This is a genomic window from Prevotella sp. AM42-24, from assembly GCF_003461825.1.
Lineage (GTDB): Bacteria > Bacteroidota > Bacteroidia > Bacteroidales > Bacteroidaceae > Prevotella > Prevotella hominis.
In genome coordinates this window covers 22,126-39,407 of sequence record NZ_QTXV01000032.1, presented here as the reverse complement: position 1 = coordinate 39,407, position 17,282 = coordinate 22,126, and the positions used below count along the sequence as shown (strand labels likewise).

11 protein-coding genes and 2 pseudogenes are annotated in these 17,282 nt (G+C 41.6%); 6 read left to right on the top strand and 7 right to left on the bottom strand.

The features are described from left to right. Positions 1-594: 594 nt before the first annotated feature. A pseudogene (locus tag DW917_RS10460) lies at positions 595-813 on the top strand (hypothetical protein); the annotation flags it as partial. Positions 814-1,013: 200 nt separating this feature from the next. Further along, a complete protein-coding gene (locus DW917_RS10455; protein ID WP_118118500.1) occupies positions 1,014-2,435 on the top strand; it encodes an ATP-binding protein in 1,422 nt (473 codons plus the stop codon). Positions 2,436-2,616: 181 nt separating this feature from the next. Here DW917_RS10455 and DW917_RS10450 read toward each other — a convergent pair whose 3' ends face one another. Further along, the gene (locus DW917_RS10450; protein ID WP_118118498.1) at positions 2,617-5,127 is read right to left on the bottom strand and encodes a TonB-dependent receptor; all 2,511 of its coding nucleotides are present in this window, start codon (positions 5,125-5,127) and stop codon (positions 2,617-2,619) included. 86 nt (positions 5,128-5,213) lie between these two features. After that, on the bottom strand, positions 5,214-6,077 hold the full coding sequence (locus DW917_RS10445; protein ID WP_118118496.1) for a GLPGLI family protein: 864 nt from the start codon (positions 6,075-6,077) through the stop codon (positions 5,214-5,216). Positions 6,078-6,279: 202 nt separating this feature from the next. Here DW917_RS10445 and DW917_RS18165 point away from each other — a divergent pair, with 202 nt between their 5' ends. The 4 genes from DW917_RS18165 to DW917_RS10425 all read left to right on the top strand — a co-directional run bounded on the left by DW917_RS18165 (position 6,280) and on the right by DW917_RS10425 (position 10,457). Continuing rightward, positions 6,280-7,359, top strand: a complete 1,080-nt coding sequence (locus DW917_RS18165; RefSeq protein WP_370453530.1) for a transcriptional regulator — start codon at positions 6,280-6,282, stop codon at positions 7,357-7,359. Between the two features lie 124 nt (positions 7,360-7,483). Further along, entirely contained in the window at positions 7,484-9,001 is a 1,518-nt protein-coding gene (gpmI, locus tag DW917_RS10435) for a 2,3-bisphosphoglycerate-independent phosphoglycerate mutase (protein WP_118118493.1), read from the top strand. Positions 9,002-9,058: 57 nt separating this feature from the next. Next, positions 9,059-9,724 carry a uracil-DNA glycosylase gene (locus tag DW917_RS10430; protein ID WP_118118491.1) on the top strand — a complete coding sequence of 222 codons (666 nt, stop codon included), beginning with the start codon at positions 9,059-9,061 and terminating at the stop codon, positions 9,722-9,724. 91 nt (positions 9,725-9,815) lie between these two features. Then, complete coding sequence (locus DW917_RS10425; RefSeq protein WP_118118489.1) at positions 9,816-10,457, top strand: DUF3109 family protein; 642 nt, start codon at positions 9,816-9,818, stop codon at positions 10,455-10,457. 40 nt (positions 10,458-10,497) lie between these two features. Here the strand turns inward: DW917_RS10425 and DW917_RS18160 are convergent. The 5 genes and pseudogenes from DW917_RS18160 to rpsT form a co-directional block, all read right to left on the bottom strand. Beyond that, positions 10,498-10,836: pseudogene (locus DW917_RS18160) on the bottom strand (hypothetical protein); the annotation flags it as partial. A 523-nt stretch (positions 10,837-11,359) separates the two neighbouring features. After that, positions 11,360-12,256: a hypothetical protein gene (locus DW917_RS10415; protein ID WP_118118486.1), complete on the bottom strand. Its 897-nt coding sequence runs from the start codon at positions 12,254-12,256 to the stop codon at positions 11,360-11,362. Further along, positions 12,253-14,631 (bottom strand): glycoside hydrolase N-terminal domain-containing protein, encoded by a 2,379-nt coding sequence (locus tag DW917_RS10410; RefSeq protein WP_118118484.1) that lies wholly within the window; start codon positions 14,629-14,631, stop codon positions 12,253-12,255. Before DW917_RS10410 ends, DW917_RS10415 begins: the two co-directional genes overlap by 4 nt. Positions 14,632-14,709: 78 nt before the next feature. Continuing rightward, positions 14,710-16,680 (bottom strand): DNA topoisomerase (ATP-hydrolyzing) subunit B, encoded by a 1,971-nt coding sequence (gyrB, locus tag DW917_RS10405; protein WP_118118482.1) that lies wholly within the window; start codon positions 16,678-16,680, stop codon positions 14,710-14,712. Between the two features lie 175 nt (positions 16,681-16,855). Beyond that, the gene (rpsT, locus tag DW917_RS10400) at positions 16,856-17,110 is read right to left on the bottom strand and encodes a 30S ribosomal protein S20 (RefSeq protein WP_022110197.1); all 255 of its coding nucleotides are present in this window, start codon (positions 17,108-17,110) and stop codon (positions 16,856-16,858) included. Between the last annotated feature and the right edge of the window lie 172 nt (positions 17,111-17,282).

The following is a 17,282-nucleotide window of genomic DNA, read 5'->3' as shown; positions in this document are numbered from 1 at the left end:
CCAACAGGAGAACAGAAGTATAAAAGTTTGCTTCATCATTATTTTGTATCATTAAACTATGCTATTGCAAAAGTATAAAAACTTTTACAATAACATACTATTTTATACCTGAAACTCATTAGTGTCCAATAGAAATTGGACACTAATGAGTAAATTTACTGCATTTTCTTACATAAAGCGGTAAATTTACTACTTTGTTATGGATATGTCTATATAACATGTTTTATCCATCCCTGTACCCACTTTTATTTTTCCCTGCCCACGGAAAAATTCTTGCGTGGGCAGGGAGAAAAATATACCCGGGCAGAGAAGGAAATTTAAAAGAGTATTTTGGAGAATAGGGAGTGTAGTCGAAAAATATTATGATTTAGCATTGCTTGTAGAAAAATAGAAATAGAAAAAGGGTGCGTCACAGACTTATGACACACCCTCTTATATTATTATATTTGCAGCAAGTTTTTGAAGAAATGCAGTATTCTCAGGGACTGCATGGAACTGACGAAACGACTAAAGGAACAGAAAAGTAATAACTAACTAAATAAACGACAAAATGATGAACTACAAGAAATTGGCTCTTACCGTTGCGGCAGGAGCAACCACGAGGAGGATATCTATGTAGGTTATCGCTACTTCGATACCTTCAAGAAGAATGTGGCTTATCCATTCGGTTATGGTTTGAGCTATACTACCTTCGAGTTTGGCAAGCCATCAGTCAAGGCTAAAGGCAACAATATCGAGGTTAGCGTAACTATCAAGAATACCGGTAAGGTTGCCGGCAAGGAAGTTGCTGAGGTTTATGTTACCGCTCCTAAGGTTCAGTTGAACTATCTCAGAAAGAACTAGTCTTCCTCATCGTTATCGCATCTTTAAAGAGAAGACTGGCAAAATACCAACAGAATGGCGTACAGAACGCCCCTAAAAGTGCTTATAACAACCCAAAAGTCATTTTTTTTAGGACTTTTGGGTTGTTATAAGCACTTTTTTATTATCTTTGCACGCAAAAGCAATAAAATATGTTGATAGGAAGAGAACAAGAGCAAGAGATGCTGCATAAAGCTTACGAGTCAGATAGCTCACAGTTTGTTGCAGTGTATGGTAGAAGACGTGTGGGCAAGACCTATCTAGTTAGAGAGTGTTTTGCGGATAAATTCGTTTTTCAACATTCTGGTGTTGCAAAAGCAAGTACAAAACTGCAATTGCGTTATTTTAAGGAGTCGCTACTGAAGAGCGGATTCCCAAAGGCTCGTTTGCCCAAAGATTGGATAGAGGCTTTTTCGATGTTGGAGCAATTGATAGAGCAATCAGAAGCTGAGAAGAAAGTAGTTTTCATAGATGAAATACCTTGGATGGATACTCCTCGCTCAAATTTCATTACAGCATTGGAATACTTTTGGAATAGTTTTGCCTCTGCACGCAAGGATGTCATTTTGATTGTTTGTGGCTCTGCTACATCCTGGATTATTAATAAGGTGTTGAAAAATCATGGCGGTTTGCATAATAGAGTAAACCTCCGTATATCTTTACAACCTTTCACTTTGCACGAATGTGAACTGTATGCCAAAAGCATCGGTATGCGCACAACCCGTTATGAATTGTTGGAATATTATATGGTATTGGGTGGTGTTGCTTTCTATTGGTCTTTGTTGGACAAAGGAAAGAGCGTGGCTCAAAATATAGATAGCTTATTGTTCTCAATAACAGGTCAACTACACAATGAGTTTAACGAGTTGTATGATTCTTTGTTCAACAATCCTGAACCTTACCTGAAAGTTATCAACGTCTTGGGAACCATCAAGGTGGGAATGTCTCGTACTGAACTGTTAGAAAAGATAGGATTGTCGAGTGGTGCCAATATCACTCGAATTCTTGACGACTTGGAAGCATGTGGCTTCATCCGTAAATACAATGCTTTTGGCAAGAAGCGGAATGATACTATTTATCAACTGATAGACAACTTCACATTGTTCTACTTCAAGTTTATGAAAGACAATAAAGGAGGCGATGAGCATTTCTGGTCGCATAGTTATTTGTCGCCTGTGAGATACACATGGGTTGGCTTGGCGTTTGAGCGAGTATGTATGCAACATGTAAATCAAATCAAGCACAAGTTAGGCATTAGTGGTGTCTTGACAAGTGTTTCTTCCTGGTCTGTCAAAGATGACCCTATTTATGGTCAAGGTGCGCAAATTGACCTATTGATAGAACGTGCAGACAATGTAGTGAATGTTTGCGAGATTAAGTTCTCGCAAGATAAATATGTCATTAGTCAGGACTATAGTCGGAATTTAGCACATAAGATAGAGCGTTTCTTGCAGACCACGAAGACCAGAAAGACTTTGCATCTCACAATGATAACAGTAAATGGTCTTGCTCATAATGAGTATTGGGGGATGGTGCAGAGCGAAGTCGTGGCAGATGACTTGTTTCATGAATAAAAAAACGGTAAAATACCAACAGAATGGCGCACTGGGGTGTCTACTTCCTAGGAAGTGGACACCTAAATGATAAGAAACAGACAATGGTATTCCTTTTTGGAGTAGGCTGCGATACTTCTAGGATTATGCAATAAGTAAAATAAAAGAGAGTGTGACATAGACTTATGACACACCCTCTTGTTTAGAAGGAATACTGGACGGAAATCATCAGTTCGCGAGGGCGAAGATAATAGCTGTCGGTCAATGTACTGATGCCGCTATAGATGGTTTCCATATAGTTCTTCTTGTTGAAAAGGTTTCGAAGCTCTGCTGAAAGGCGGAGCTTTTTCATTCTCCAAACTGCCGAGGCATCGCCAAGGAGGGTGTTAAGGTGGCTGCCCTCTTGCAGTTCATTGTGATAATGTACGAGCGAGAAGGAGAGGTCCACATGGCTGATGGTAGCGGTGGCAGATACGCTTTGACGCCAATTAAATAACGATGACTTCGCCATTTTTTGACGTTTCGAGTTGTAAAAAGAGAATTCTCCCTCATAGCTAAAGGCACACCAGGACGGCGAGAAGTCGATGCTAGGCTTTACAGTATAGTTGTCGGCGGTGTAGCTGATGGCTTTGCCGCTGCTGTATTGCTCACCCTTGCTGTAGTTGTAACTGCCCTCCAGACGGGTTTTCAGATGAAAGTCGTAGAAACCCTTCGATATGTAGAGTGATGCTCCTAGATTGTTGCTCTTGCTGTCCTGCTTATATAATGAGGTATAGTATTTGCCATCCTCGATGCGTAGGTCGGATGCCGTGTTCATCCAGTTTTTGCTGGCATTGACCGATGCGCTGAAGAAGATTTCCTTGATAGGACGCTTGTAGTCGTAGCTCAACTTGCCATAAAGAGAACGAGTTATCGGAATGATGTCGCTCGAAGTGTACCAAGAGCGATAACTTAGACGATATTGCTTCATGGCGTAGTTGGTGGCATTGCCTGTTCCTGTACTGTATCCTGTGTAGATAGTCAACTCTCTACGGAAATCCAATTTCTTATATAAGTAAAGGTAGGGTGATATGGTAAGTAGAGTTTTCTGTGGATAGGTGAAGCGTTCCCACATGAAATCGGGAGAGAACGACATACGGAACGTCTCGGTCTTGTATTGCCAGTAAGGGGTGAACTTCCCTGTGATGTTAAGACTGTTTTTGCCGATTTCATCGCTTCTTTTCTGATATTTCGCATAGATGTTGTTGAGGTCGATACTCATTCTATATTCCTGTGTCCAGTGGAAGCGATTCCTCATCCACTGTAAGGCGTGTGCTGTATGCCAAAGGTTGGTGCGGATGCGATTGCGTTCGTCGTTAACGTAGAGGTCCGCCACACCATGGTGATAGTCGGCAGTGCTACGCCAAGAGAGTTGACTTTTCTTGAAGACGAAGAGGCGGTAGATACTTGCCGATAGGTCGAGCTTTGGGATGCGGACACGTTGGGTAAGCGTGTCGTTGATGTTTGATAAACCGTCGCTTTGTGCTGCGCTGAGGCTGATGCTCTCGTTGCCATAATGCTCAGCCTTGTTTACCTTGTTCTCCCATTGCAGATTGAAGGCATCGCTGATCATCGTCTTGTGGTTGTGCTCCGTGGTAACTGTGGGAGCTTCTTCACCGAGGTTGTAGATACTCATGTTCTCTCGCTCTTGTCGGGTTACCGTACGAAGATAGTTGGCTTCTATGCGAGTCTCTGCATCGTCCTTATTCTTCTTGATATGGTTGATGGAGTATTTTTGCGAGGTGTTGAAGCGCAGGCGTTCTTCGTCGATAGGAGCGTCAAGCGATGGTACTGATAGCCATAATGGAAGGGAGGCAGGAGCCAGACGATTGCTGTAAGATGCGAGTTGGTTAAGTGCATAGCCGAGATTTTTACCTGTTCTGTCGTATTCTGCATCATACATCATCTGTTTCTTCTTGCCAATTTGCATGATATTGATGCTTCCGCCTACGCGGGACGGATGCCCTACGAGCATGTAAGGCTTGAGGGTGGACATCAGTTTGTTGCGAGCACTGTCTTTCAGGGCGATGTTCATCGCTACATTATCCGTAAAGGTCTTGTTCTGGAGCGCCTTGATAGGCTGGTCATGCTCGATGACTTCGGCCTTTTTCAAATCTTTTGCCTTGATGTTCTCCTCTAGTTGGTTATATTTGCCACCGGTCAGGTCGAGACCTTCCACAGTGAATCGGTTGATGGGCTTACCATTGTAGTTGATACGGCCATTCTTCTCTATATCCACGCCAGGCAGCTTTTTCAATACATCCTTCAGGGAGTTATCTCGTTCGTTGGCAAAGCGGGTGAGGTCGAAAGATATGGTGTCTCGACCCGTGATGCGAGAGCCTTTTACTTGTACTTCCTTTAAGACAAAAGCTGTTGAAGCCATACTGATGATGGTTTCTTTTTCCGATGAAACCGCCTTTTTTTGCTTTTTATAGCCCATGTAGGAAGCTTGCAGCATATCGCCAGTTTGTTTTTGTGCTATGGGAATCAGAAAAGTTCCGTCTCCCTTGCTGCGTGTAAACTTTAAGGGCTTTCCATTACGCAGCAGCGTAACCGATACGTTGGTCAGACGGTTGTGTGTAAGTGAATCTTCCACATAACCGCTAATCTTCTCTTGGGCAAACGCATGGCACGCCACGAACAGAATAGTGAAAAGAACTATTATTTTCTTCATCTTTTTTTCTCTTTTCTATTTTACCTTAGACACTTATCTCGCTAATGTCTTTAAGACGCTTGTCTGGCAAAGAAGTAAACTGCTAATTATCTTTCAATCGGATTGTATGGCTCAGCACGCTTGGAATGCTTCAGGATATTTCCTTTTTCATCCTTGATCTTTACAATTGCAGCATACTTGGCATCTTGAAGCAGATAACCGATTGGATCGGCATAGTATTTTTTGTAAATGGAGGTCAATGATTTGCGGTCGATAGGCTCGAAAGTCTTACCTTTATAATAGATAGGTATGGAGCCTTTGCCTGTTGTGAGTCCTACAGCTGTAAATCCATAATCGTTCTCGGAGTCGTGAGCCTTGAGAATCAATCCCGGCAGTCCGCTCAGCTTCCAGGGACCATTGTCAATAGGGATGTCTTCCGTGTACCATGCAATCCATGTTCTCCCCTTAAACTTGGCAATAGCCTGGTGGCACTCGTAACCGCAGATGGAATCGATACTGTCTGTGAGTTGCCAGTCTATCGGTTCCATCGGTTCAATGCACAAATATCTGTCAGCAGCAAAAAAATCGAGATAGGCAGTCTTGCCCTGTTCTGGATAGTTCTTATATACTTTCCAATTAATCTGTCCGCCATTACCGGAGAAATTTACTGGTATTCCTTTTGCCATATTTGCGGAGATGGTAGAGTCTCTTTGGAATATCGGATAACTGTAGAATGCGGAATACTTGTTGCCAATCTGCAAGAGCATTTTCTCTTCGATGCGGCCAATGAGGGTGTCGGTCTTGGTATATTTCTTTTCGTAAATATACTCGGCATCATATACTACCTGATACTTTACCTGATCAATGGAATCTCCCATGCCAATGCTTGATTCATCGAACAGGTTTACTGTTTGAGCTTGGAGCATGCAAGCATATAATGCAAGCCATGCTATTAATAATACCTTTTTCATAATCTTCGTCAATTATTCATTATTTTATCTGTTTCTTTTGTTTTTGTGATGCAAAGGTACTGAGATCATCCGATGAAATCGATGATTTCTGTTACTGAGTTATTACTTTTGCTTCTTTTCGCCTATTATTATTTTATTACTCTTGCCTTTGTTTACGGATTTTTCAGTAACTTTGCCGTCAACTTCAAAAGATCAGGAATGTATGAAAAGTAACAGTAAGCTGAAAATAGTGTGGATGGTATGTGGGGTAGCAATCGTATTGTTGTTCTGCACGCAGGCATATTGGCTCCATCTTCAATGTCAATATAGCTTAGACCAGCAGGTAGAGCAATTCAAAAAGGATTGTGATGAGGTGTTGGCGCAAGATTTGAAGAATAGAAAAAAGTTGCAGGAGAATTCATCTACGAAAGGTAGAAGAGATACGGTTATGCTTAAGATAGAATCTGAATATGATATGAAGAAGGGATGTAGCCGTACTACGCTTTCTTTTTGGAACAATCACCGCTTTCTTGTCCGTTTGAATGATCCTGATCTTACGGGTGATGATGCTTATCTCATCATCAGCAGATATCTGGCTTATATAGGTAAGCATCCCTCATTGGCTTCTTATCAAAGATTACTGGATGATAAGGGATATGGGAAGATATCCTTTTTTCGCCATCTGGATTACAAGACTGTCTTCCTGAATGCAAAATATGATGTCGAAGGCAGATGGTCACGTGTGGTGACGGTAAAGTATCAGACGAATCCAATGTTTCGCCAAGGTATTTCTTTTCAGGTGCCCATTCCTATTACTCGAACGCTCAAAGCCATGATGTGGCAATTGATAGGAAGCATCTTTCTCTTTTTCATCTTGATAGGATGTCTGTATTATCTGGTTAAGACCATAGTCTTCCAGAAACGCATTGACGGCATTCGCCATGAGTTCCTGAAGAATATGATTTATGAGTCGAAGCAACCGAAAGAAGACGGCAAAGGTGAAGAATCTGCTGTTTTTATCGGTTCCATTGCTTTCTACTATGCGCAGAATGAACTGCAATGTGGTAATTCCAGAGTAGTCATCACATCTCGTCAAGCTGAAATTCTGAAGCTTCTTGCCGAGAACCAGAACCAGCTTGTAGAGCGGGATTTCATACTGAATGAAGTATGGGGTGATGACTCATACTCCAATTCCCTTGCCCTGAACGTGCAGATTACCTATCTTCGCCGGGCATTGAACCTGGATGAAAAGGTAAGTATCGAAGCTGTCATCAAGAAGGGATATATCCTGCGAACCTGTTGATCTTGTTATCAACTCTCATCTTTTTAGAAAGGTGGGAGTTTTTTTATCTTAATTTATTTTGTCCTTCACCTATTTTGTTGTAACTTTGCAGTCGAAATTCGAATTTTAATTATTTTATGTAATTATGGCAAAAAAAGCTCTTTTAATGATTCTCGACGGATGGGGAATCGGTAAGCATGATAAGGGTGATGTTATTTTCAAGACTCCAACTCCTTATCTCGATTATTTGACAGCAGTTTCAGCACATTCTACTCTCCAGACTTGTGGCGAGGACGTTGGTCTTCCTAAAGGTCAGATGGGTAACTCTGAGGTAGGTCACCTCAACATCGGTGCTGGTCGTGTGGTATATCAGGACCTCGTTAAGATCAACAAGGCTTGCGAGAGCGGTGACATCTTGAAGAATCAGGAGATCATCAACGCTTACAGCTATGCTCAGAAGACAGGTAAGAAGCTCCACTTGATGGGCTTGACTTCTACCGGTGGTGTTCACTCTTCTTTGGATCACCTCTTCAAGTTGATTGAGATTGGTAAGGAATATGGTTTGAAGGAGACATACGTTCACTGCTTCATGGATGGTCGTGATACAGACCCTAAGAGCGGTAAGGGCTTTATCGAGGAGGTTCAGGCTTGCTGCGACAAGAACGGTGCACACATCGCAAGCATCGTAGGTCGTTTCTATGCAATGGACCGTGACAAGCGTTGGAACCGTGTGAAGGAAGCATACGACTTGCTCGTTGAGGGTAAGGGTAAGCAGGCTGACGATATGGTGAAGGCAATGCAGGAGAGCTATGATGAAGACGTAACTGACGAGTTCATCAAGCCAATCAATAACTCAAAGGTTGACGGTACTATCCAGGAGGGTGATGTTGTTATCTTCATCAACTACCGTAACGACCGTGCCAAGGAGTTGACACAGGTATTGACTCAGCAGGATATGCCAGAGGAAGGCATGCACACCATCAAGGACTTGCAGTACTATTGCATGACTCCATACGATGCAAGCTTCCAGGGTGTTCACATCCTCTTCCCTAAGGAGAACGTAATGAACACTCTCGGCGAGTACTTGAGCGCACAGGGCAAGAAGCAGCTCCACACTGCAGAGACAGAGAAGTATGCTCACGTAACATTCTTCTTCAATGGTGGTCGTGAGACTCCATACGAGGGTGAGGACCGTATCCTGGTTCCTTCTCCAAAGGTAGCTACTTACGACTTGAAGCCAGAGATGAGCGCTTACGAGGTAAAGGATAAGTTGGTGGGTGCTATCAACACACAGGAGTACGACTTCATCGTTGTAAACTTCGCTAATGGTGATATGGTAGGTCACACAGGTATCTACAACGCTATCGCTAAGGCTGTTCACGCTGTTGACAACTGCGTAAAGGACGTTATCGAGGCTGCCAAGGCTAACGATTATGAGGCTATCATCATCGCTGACCACGGTAATGCAGACCACGCTATCAACGAGGACGGTACACCAAACACCGCTCACTCTTTGAACCCAGTTCCATTCATCTACGTAACTGACAACAACTCAGCTACCGTAAAGGATGGTCGTTTGGCAGACGTTGCTCCTTCTATCCTCCACATCATGGGCTTGGAGCAGCCAGCTGATATGACTGGTGAAAACTTGATTATTGACTAATAATAATTTCGGAAGTCAAGGCTTTTTGGAGCCTTGACTTCTTTAACTTAAATCATTATGGACGTAAAGATAGAAGAAAGTTGGAGACAGCATATAGGAGAAGAATTCGACAAGCAGTATTTTGTTGACCTCACAAACTTCGTAAAAGAGGAATACCTGCGTACGCCCTGTTATCCTCCGGGCCGTTTGATTTTCAATGCCTTCAATCTCTGTCCTTTTGATGATGTAAAGGTCGTGATTATCGGACAGGATCCCTATCATGAGCCCGGGCAGGCGATGGGATTAAGTTTCTCTGTGCCTGAAGGAATTACTTTCCCACCATCATTGATTAATATATTCAAAGAGATTCAGATGGATCTCGGTACTCCGATGCCCGCTACAGGTGATTTGACCCGCTGGGCAAAGCAGGGAGTATTGTTGCTCAACGCCACCCTTACCGTTCGTGCTCATCAGGCTGCGAGCCATCAGCGCAAGGGTTGGGAGCAATTCACTGATGCCGCAATCCAGGCGCTCAGCAAGGATAAGGAACACCTGGTGTTTATCCTCTGGGGCGGTTATGCCCGAAGTAAGGCAAAGCTCATCGACACGAGCAAGCACCTGATATTGGAAAGTGTGCATCCATCGCCATTATCTGCCAACCGTGGCGGATGGTTTGGTAATCATCATTTCTCCCGCTGCAATGCCTATCTGCAGCAGAATGGAATTGCGCCTATCCAATGGTAGGCACACCTTTAATATAATAGCTATCCACTTTTATATATAGCTATCCATCGTGGGTGGCTATCATTCTTTAATATTCATCTCAAAAAACATTATGAAGAAAGACGAATTGCGTATTCTGCAGGTGGGCAACGTATTGGTTTCACCTGATATCATCACCGAAAAGTTCTGTTGCGATCTTGATGTCTGCAAGGGCGAGTGCTGCATCGAAGGCGATGCGGGAGCTCCTGTTTCCTTGGATGAGGTCATGGAAATAGAGAATGCGTTGGATGTCGTTTGGGATGATCTATCGGCTTCAGCACAGGCTGTTATTGACAAGCAGGGTGTTGCATATACAGATATCGAAGGTGATTTGGTAACAAGTATTGTAAATGGCAAGGATTGCGTGTTTACTTGCTACCAAGACCTTCAGGATATGAATGATGGTCATACGATACCTAATTGCTGCCTCTGTGCTTTGGAACGTGCGTATCGTGAAGGAAAATCTCATTTTATGAAACCTATCTCATGTGCACTTTATCCCATCCGCGTCAAGCATTTTGGTAATGAAGTGTATGGCATTAACTATAACAAATGGCGTATCTGTAAGGCTGCCATTAAAAAAGGTCAGGAATTAAATCTTCCTGTATATAAGTTTTTGGAAGGACCTTTAGTACAGCGTTTTGGTCAGCCTTGGTACGATGAATTATGCGATGTTGCTGCTCTGGTTCAAGATTCTGATATTGCTTCAGACTAATGCCGATATGTTTTTTTACCAATTCAGATAAGGTACACTGATTCTTATAGTGTACTAATTCTGCAATCTTTTTTATTGGCATTTGTTTTTTGTTTGTATATTCTGCTATGAGACAGACATACGTTACAAGACGCTTTTGTATATATTCTCTAGGGCTTTGCTCGATGGTACTTCGTACAATCTTCTCTAATTTGCCTGGTGAAATATTGAGGAGTTTGTGATATTCAGAAATATTCCTTTGAGTAAAAATGTTCTTCTCAACTGAATCGACGAATTGTTCAAATAATTGCAGGTCTTTTGTTTGTTCATTGTATTTGTCGTAGAAAATCGCTTGTGACAATGATAGCTCTATGATAACATGGACAAGTTCAAAAGTCATTTGATATCTATTTTGTTTCTTGTCCATGAATGTCTTTATTTGTGTCAGTAAACAGTTTATGCTATATATGTCGTCTGTACCAATTTTTACTTTGTCTATGCTATTTAATTTGTTTGTTAAAGTAGAAATATTGGTGAAATTTTCAGCAAGCTGGCTAATGTTTGAAGTTTTTATAAGTAAAGCCTTTCCTTTAAAAGTAGAAGACATAACTCTGAAGTTATCTACATGTTGTCCACTCGCGAAATAGAGGATGCTGTTTTTCTCTGCAATAACAGTATGCCCATTTGTATCATAACGTAGAGTTCCTTCCAAACATAAAATAAGAGTGATGCATTTCACTTCCGTTTTCTCTGATGGCAGGTCTTCTACGTCAATATCTTCAATATAGCAAATTTCGTCATCTAAAAATTTGCATTCAGACTTGATTTCTTTTGCTTGTGCAATAGAAATCTCTTTTTTTGTATTTAAATTTGTCATGGTTTTAGGATTATATTTTTATTTTTTTTGTGTGTTAGAATATTCTTTATTCATTTTCTAATCCCTCTATGTTAACAATTTGAGATTCTTTGAAATACTGAGAATTACGGTAGATTTTAATAATTCTTTGGCTTTTATTAGTGAATCTTCGGAATCCTTGTTCATCTAATTCGCCATTACAAGTATATATAAATCCATCCATGTTAATAGTCTCTTTTCTTTTAGCTTCTCTTAAAGTTATTCTTGGTGTTCCCTTGAATACCTTGCCAAAGTCGTAATAAATACTCTTTTGGTCACGATAAACATCTATTGGAGTCATAATATGTCGAATAGTACAAAGTTTACGCTCAAAAGAATTGTTAATCAACTTGTTGTCCCTTGATTGGTTGTAAGCTCCTAATGGATTTAACCACTTTGATCTATCGAAATCCGGAGACTTCCACTGGGTGTCATAACTGCATGCGTCAAATGCTTCTATTTCTTTTTTGACATAGCATCCTTTTAGTATGCAACATTTCCAGTCTCCATTTGCTTTATGGTAGAAATATTTACCCTTAGCATCATATCCATAATATTCCATAGAAAGTTGTTTGGATGGCTCTCTACCACTTTCTGGAGCGTACCATACAGCAATCGTATTCTTATGCGGTTGCAGAAACCTTGTTATATCATATGTATATATGAAAACCGTTGCAGAGTCAGGATTACAGAAATAGGCTTTTGGACTAATATTTCTTTCGTTGACAAATACCTTTATTCTTCCACAGCTTGCAAAAGAAATGCTTCCCTGTTTGGGTTTCCCTTGTGAAGGAAAAACGTGGCAGAAAAGAACTTCTGACGAGTCGTTGGGTGTAGGGTAGGAAATCCAATGAGTACTAAATTCGTGTGCATTCGAATTTAGTACCCAAAGCATTGCCAATATAAAAGTTTCGATTCTTTTCATCTGAGAACTTTCTTTGTTCCTTTCTTAAGTGTTATTTTTTGAGATTTCCCGTTGTAGTTTACGGTTAATCTTCCATCCGCATGGCTAATAATCTCTGCCTTTGAAACCTTCTTGTCTTTCCAATAGAGGTTGAGGGTGTAGTTTCCTCTGGCTTTGATTCCCTGGATATTTCCCTGCTTCCATGAGTCTGGGAGTGCAGGAAGCAAGTCCATGTTTTCTCCATCACACTGCATAAGCATCTCACAGATGCCAGCTGTTCCACCGAAATTACCATCTATCTGGAATGGCGGATGCGCATCAAACAGGTTAGGATAGGTTCCACCAGAATGATGTTTCCGGTCCTTGTATTTCTCAGGGCTCACATATGTAAGCAACTTGCGCAGTATTTGATAAGCTTTGTCCTGACGATGTAGGCGTGCCCATAGATTGATGCGCCATCCTGTGCTCCATCCTGTAGATTTATCGCCCTTTATTTCCAATGTCTTTGTTGCAGCTTGCGCCAAATCCGGCGTTTGCGCTAACGAGATTTGATGGAAAGGGTATAGACCCAGTAAGTGTGATTGGTGTCTGTGATGCCAGTCCTGATCGTCCCAGTCGTGATACCATTCCATGAGATTACCTCTTTTTCCTATATGATAAGGGCGTAAGCGCTCTAATGAACTTTGCAGGCGTACTTGGTAATCTTTGTCTATTCCAAGTGCTTGGGCACCTTTAATCGTATTTTTGAATAGTTCCCTGATAATCGCCAAGTCTGCTGTGCCGCCATATAGTGAACTTCCTCGATATCCTTTATCGGTGATGTAGTCAGCTTCTGGAGATGTACATGGTGCAGTTATCAGTTGTGCGGGATTATGAGGATCTTCTATGAGCCATTCAAGCATGAAATCACAAGCCCCTTTCATGAGAGGATAGGCTGTATCTCTTAAGTAATTAATATCTCTTGTATAGTCATAATGATCCCATAGTGTCTGTACAAGCCAGGCACCTCCCATCGCCCAATTACTCCATTGAGGGCTTTCGTTACCGGTTCCTACAGGATTTGACATAGCCCATGCATCGGTATTATGTCCTGCACACCAACCTTTGTTTATGCCATAAAAATGTTGGGCATTATGGCGACCTGTTACAGCCATTCCTTTTACAAGTCCATCAACAGGCATTACCAGTTCAGGGAGATTGGTTGATTCTGCTGGCCAATAATTCTCTTCCAAATTGATATTGATGGTGTAATTTCCTCTCCAAGGTGACTTGAGTGCAGGAGCCCAGAGACCCTGAAGATTGGCTGGTACGCCATTTGTTCGTGAACTGCTGATAAGCAAGTATCTGCCATATTGGAAATAGAGCATTTCCAGATAAGGATTATGCTTATTTTCGTCACTATACGATAGCAATTGTTTATCTGTTGGATTCTGGACATCATATTTCGCATCAGACAAGTTGAATTTTACCCGATCAAAGAGTTCTTTGTAGTCTGATAGATGTCTTTGTCGTAATTCTTTGTATGTAAAATTTATCAGATGCCAGATATCGTCAGTGACATTTTCTAAATAGGGTGCTCCTTCTTTGACAGGATGTTTGTCAAAACCATTATAACTGGTCTCATTGACCAGATAGATAATAGCTTCTGTTACTCCTGTAAGGTGTAGGGTAGAGTCACTGGCACTAATGCTACCATCTGTGTTTTTTACTTGCAGTATGGAGCAATAGTGTATGCTGTTTTCTTCCTCACCCATAACATGTCCCGACATAGTGAGTTGTTTTTCGGATGCTTTCACTCGATGAGGAATGAGCGACGTAAGAGAAATATCACTATTGATGGCCCCTTTTTTAGAGGCGCTCAGTCTTATGGCAATCATTTTGTCCGGATGAGAGGCGAAGTATTCCTTATTGAAGGTAACTTCATTACGCACAAAACTGATGGATACCAGGCTGCTATCTAAGCTTAATTGGCGATGATAGTTACTGATCTTCCCTTGATTAAAGTCCTTTATCTGAATCAGGCCTAAAGGCTGGTAATATTCCGAGTTGTGTCCTTGCACGAAATGTTGCAAGGAATCGGCTGTCTTATAATCTTCCTTAAACAGAGCTTCCCGTATTTTGGGTATCCATTTATATGCCTCACCTCCTTCTTGAGGGTTAACAGGTTGTCCTGTCCACAAAGTGATGTCGTTCAGGTAGATAGAATCATTATCAGCTCCACCATAAACTAATGCTCCCAACTTGCCATTGCCGATAGGTAGTGATTCCTCAAAGGCATGTGCCTCTTGGTTATACCATAAGGTAAGTGGAAGTTGCGTTGTATTTGCCTTCTTATGTGCATTTGCTGTAAAACTTATAGCACATAGAGAAAGGCTAAAAAAAAATTCTTTAGTCATTATATTTCCGGTTAATAAGGTAATATTACTGAATATAAATACAAGGCAGGCTTGTTTAATGAGCCTGCCTTGTATTTATTATGCGTCAATATTAGCGTAGGTCGCATTTTGTTCAATGAATTCTCGACGAGGTTCAACATCATCACCCATCAACATAGAGAAGATTTCATCTGCTTGTGCAGCATTCTCTATTGTAACCTGTTTGAGTAATCGTGTAGATGGATCCATAGTAGTTTCCCACAATTGTTCTGGATTCATCTCACCCAAACCTTTGTATCGTTGTGTGTGAATGTTTTTATCCTCTTGTCCTTCTCCGTATTTGTCAATGAAAGCCTGACGCTGCTGCTCAGTATAGCAGTATTCGCTGACTTTATTCTTGAATGAGCATTTGTAGAGAGGTGGAGTTGCAATATAGAGATGTCCTTCCTCGATAACCTTAGGCATAAAGCGATAGAAGAGAGTCATGATAAGTGTGTCGATGTGAGAACCATCGACATCGGCATCGGTCATGATGATAATCTTGTCATATCTCAACTTTTCTGTATTAGCCTCTTTGCTGTCTTCACCATCTACTCCAAAGCGTACGCCGATACTCTGGATGATATTCATAACGGACTCAGCCTCAAAGACTTTGTGCCATTGTACTTTTTCTACATTCAGAATTTTACCGCGCAAAGGAAGAATTGCTTGATGGAATCTGTCGCGACCTTGTTTTGCAGAACCGCCAGCAGAGTCACCCTCGACAAGGAAAATCTCGCATTCCTTAGGGTCCTTGATAGAGCAGTCTGCAAGTTTTCCTGGGAGACCGCCACCAGTCATGAAGTTCTTTCGCTGTACGCTTTCACGAGCTTTGCGGGCTGCGATACGTGCTGTTGCTGCCAGAACTACTTTTTCGCAAATACGCTTAGCTTCATCTGGGTGTTCTTCCAGATAATCAGCCAAAGCTTCATTGACAGCCTGCTGAACGGCACCCTGTACTTCGCTGTTTCCTAATTTGGTCTTAGTCTGGCCTTCAAACTGTGGTTCTGCAACCTTGATAGAGATGACAGCAGTAAGGCCTTCGCGGAAATCTTCAGGAGCAATCTCTACCTTAGCCTTTTCAATCTGCTTGGAGATTGATGGATCAGCTTCTGCGTAAGCTTTGAGCGTACGGGTTAAAGCCATGCGGAAACCAGTAAGGTGAGTACCACCCTCTATCGTGTTGATATTATTTACGTAGGAGTGGATGTTTTCTGTATAGTCTGTATTATACATGATGGCAATCTCTATAGGAATGCCTTGCTTCTCTGTCTTGAGATAGATGACATCATCAAACAGGTGAGTGCGATGGCGGTCAACGTATCTTACAAACTCTTTCAGACCATCTTTTGCATGGAAAACCTCTTGTTTGGTTTTACCTTCTTCGTCAGGACGGAGATCTGTAAGGGTAATCTTTATACCAGCATTGAGGAATGCCAACTCGCGCATACGGCTTGCGATGATATCCCATTTGTAAATGGTGTGGGTGAAGATTGTAGGGTCTGGCCAGAATTGCTGGCATGTACCTCGCTTTTCTGTCTCACCAACAACCTTGACAGGGTAGAGGGGCTTACCTTTTTCGTATTCTTGCTGATATATTTTACCTCCACGGAATACCTGAGATTTCATGTGTGAAGAGAGTGCGTTTACACAACTTACACCTACACCATGCAAACCACCAGATACCTTGTAGGAACCTTTGTCAAATTTACCACCTGCGTGAAGTACTGTCATAACGACTTCGAGTGCGGATTTGTGAAGCTTTTCATGCATATCAACAGGGATACCACGACCATTGTCTTCTACGGTGATAGAATTGTCTTCATTGATTGTAACTTCAATGTCTGTACAATATCCAGCCATGGCTTCATCAATGGAGTTGTCAACGGTCTCGTTGACCAAATGGTGGAGACCCTTTTCTGAGATGTCACCAATGTACATCGCAGGACGCTTACGAACAGCTTCCAAGCCTTCGAGGACTTGAATGTTGCTCGCTGAATAATTATTTGCGTTGTTTGTATTTTCTGCCATTTCTTTGCTTAGTATTATTATCGTGCAAAGATACGGAAAAAACATGAGAATATGCAATTTTTGTTGCTAAAAAACTGCAAAAAATAGTGAAATGCTTAGTTTTGATATAAAATAAATAAGGTTGCAATTCTTTCGAATTGCAACCTTATATATCTTTTTAGCTTTTAACGTTGTATTAACCCAACTTAGCAATGTGCTGAGCCAAACCTGACTTCAAGTTTGCAGCCTTGTTGCTATGGATAACGTTAATCTTAGCCAATTTGTCTAAAAGCTTCTGAACTGTAGGATAGAGCTTTACAGCCTCTTCCTTATCAGTCATGTTGCGCAACTTGCGTACAGCGTTACGCATTGTCTTTGCATAGTACTTATTGTGCAAAGACTTCTTTTTGTCCTGACGGATTCTCTTGATTGATGATTTATGATTTGCCATCTTAATATTTTATTTTTTTATTTTCTTATGTAGTCCCTAGCAGAGTCGAACTGCTCTTTAGAGAATGAAAATCTCTCGTCCTAACCGATAGACGAAGGGACCATTTGTTGTTTTGCGGGTGCAAAGTTACTACATTTATTTTAATCCTGCAAATTTTTTCTGGAAAATTTTC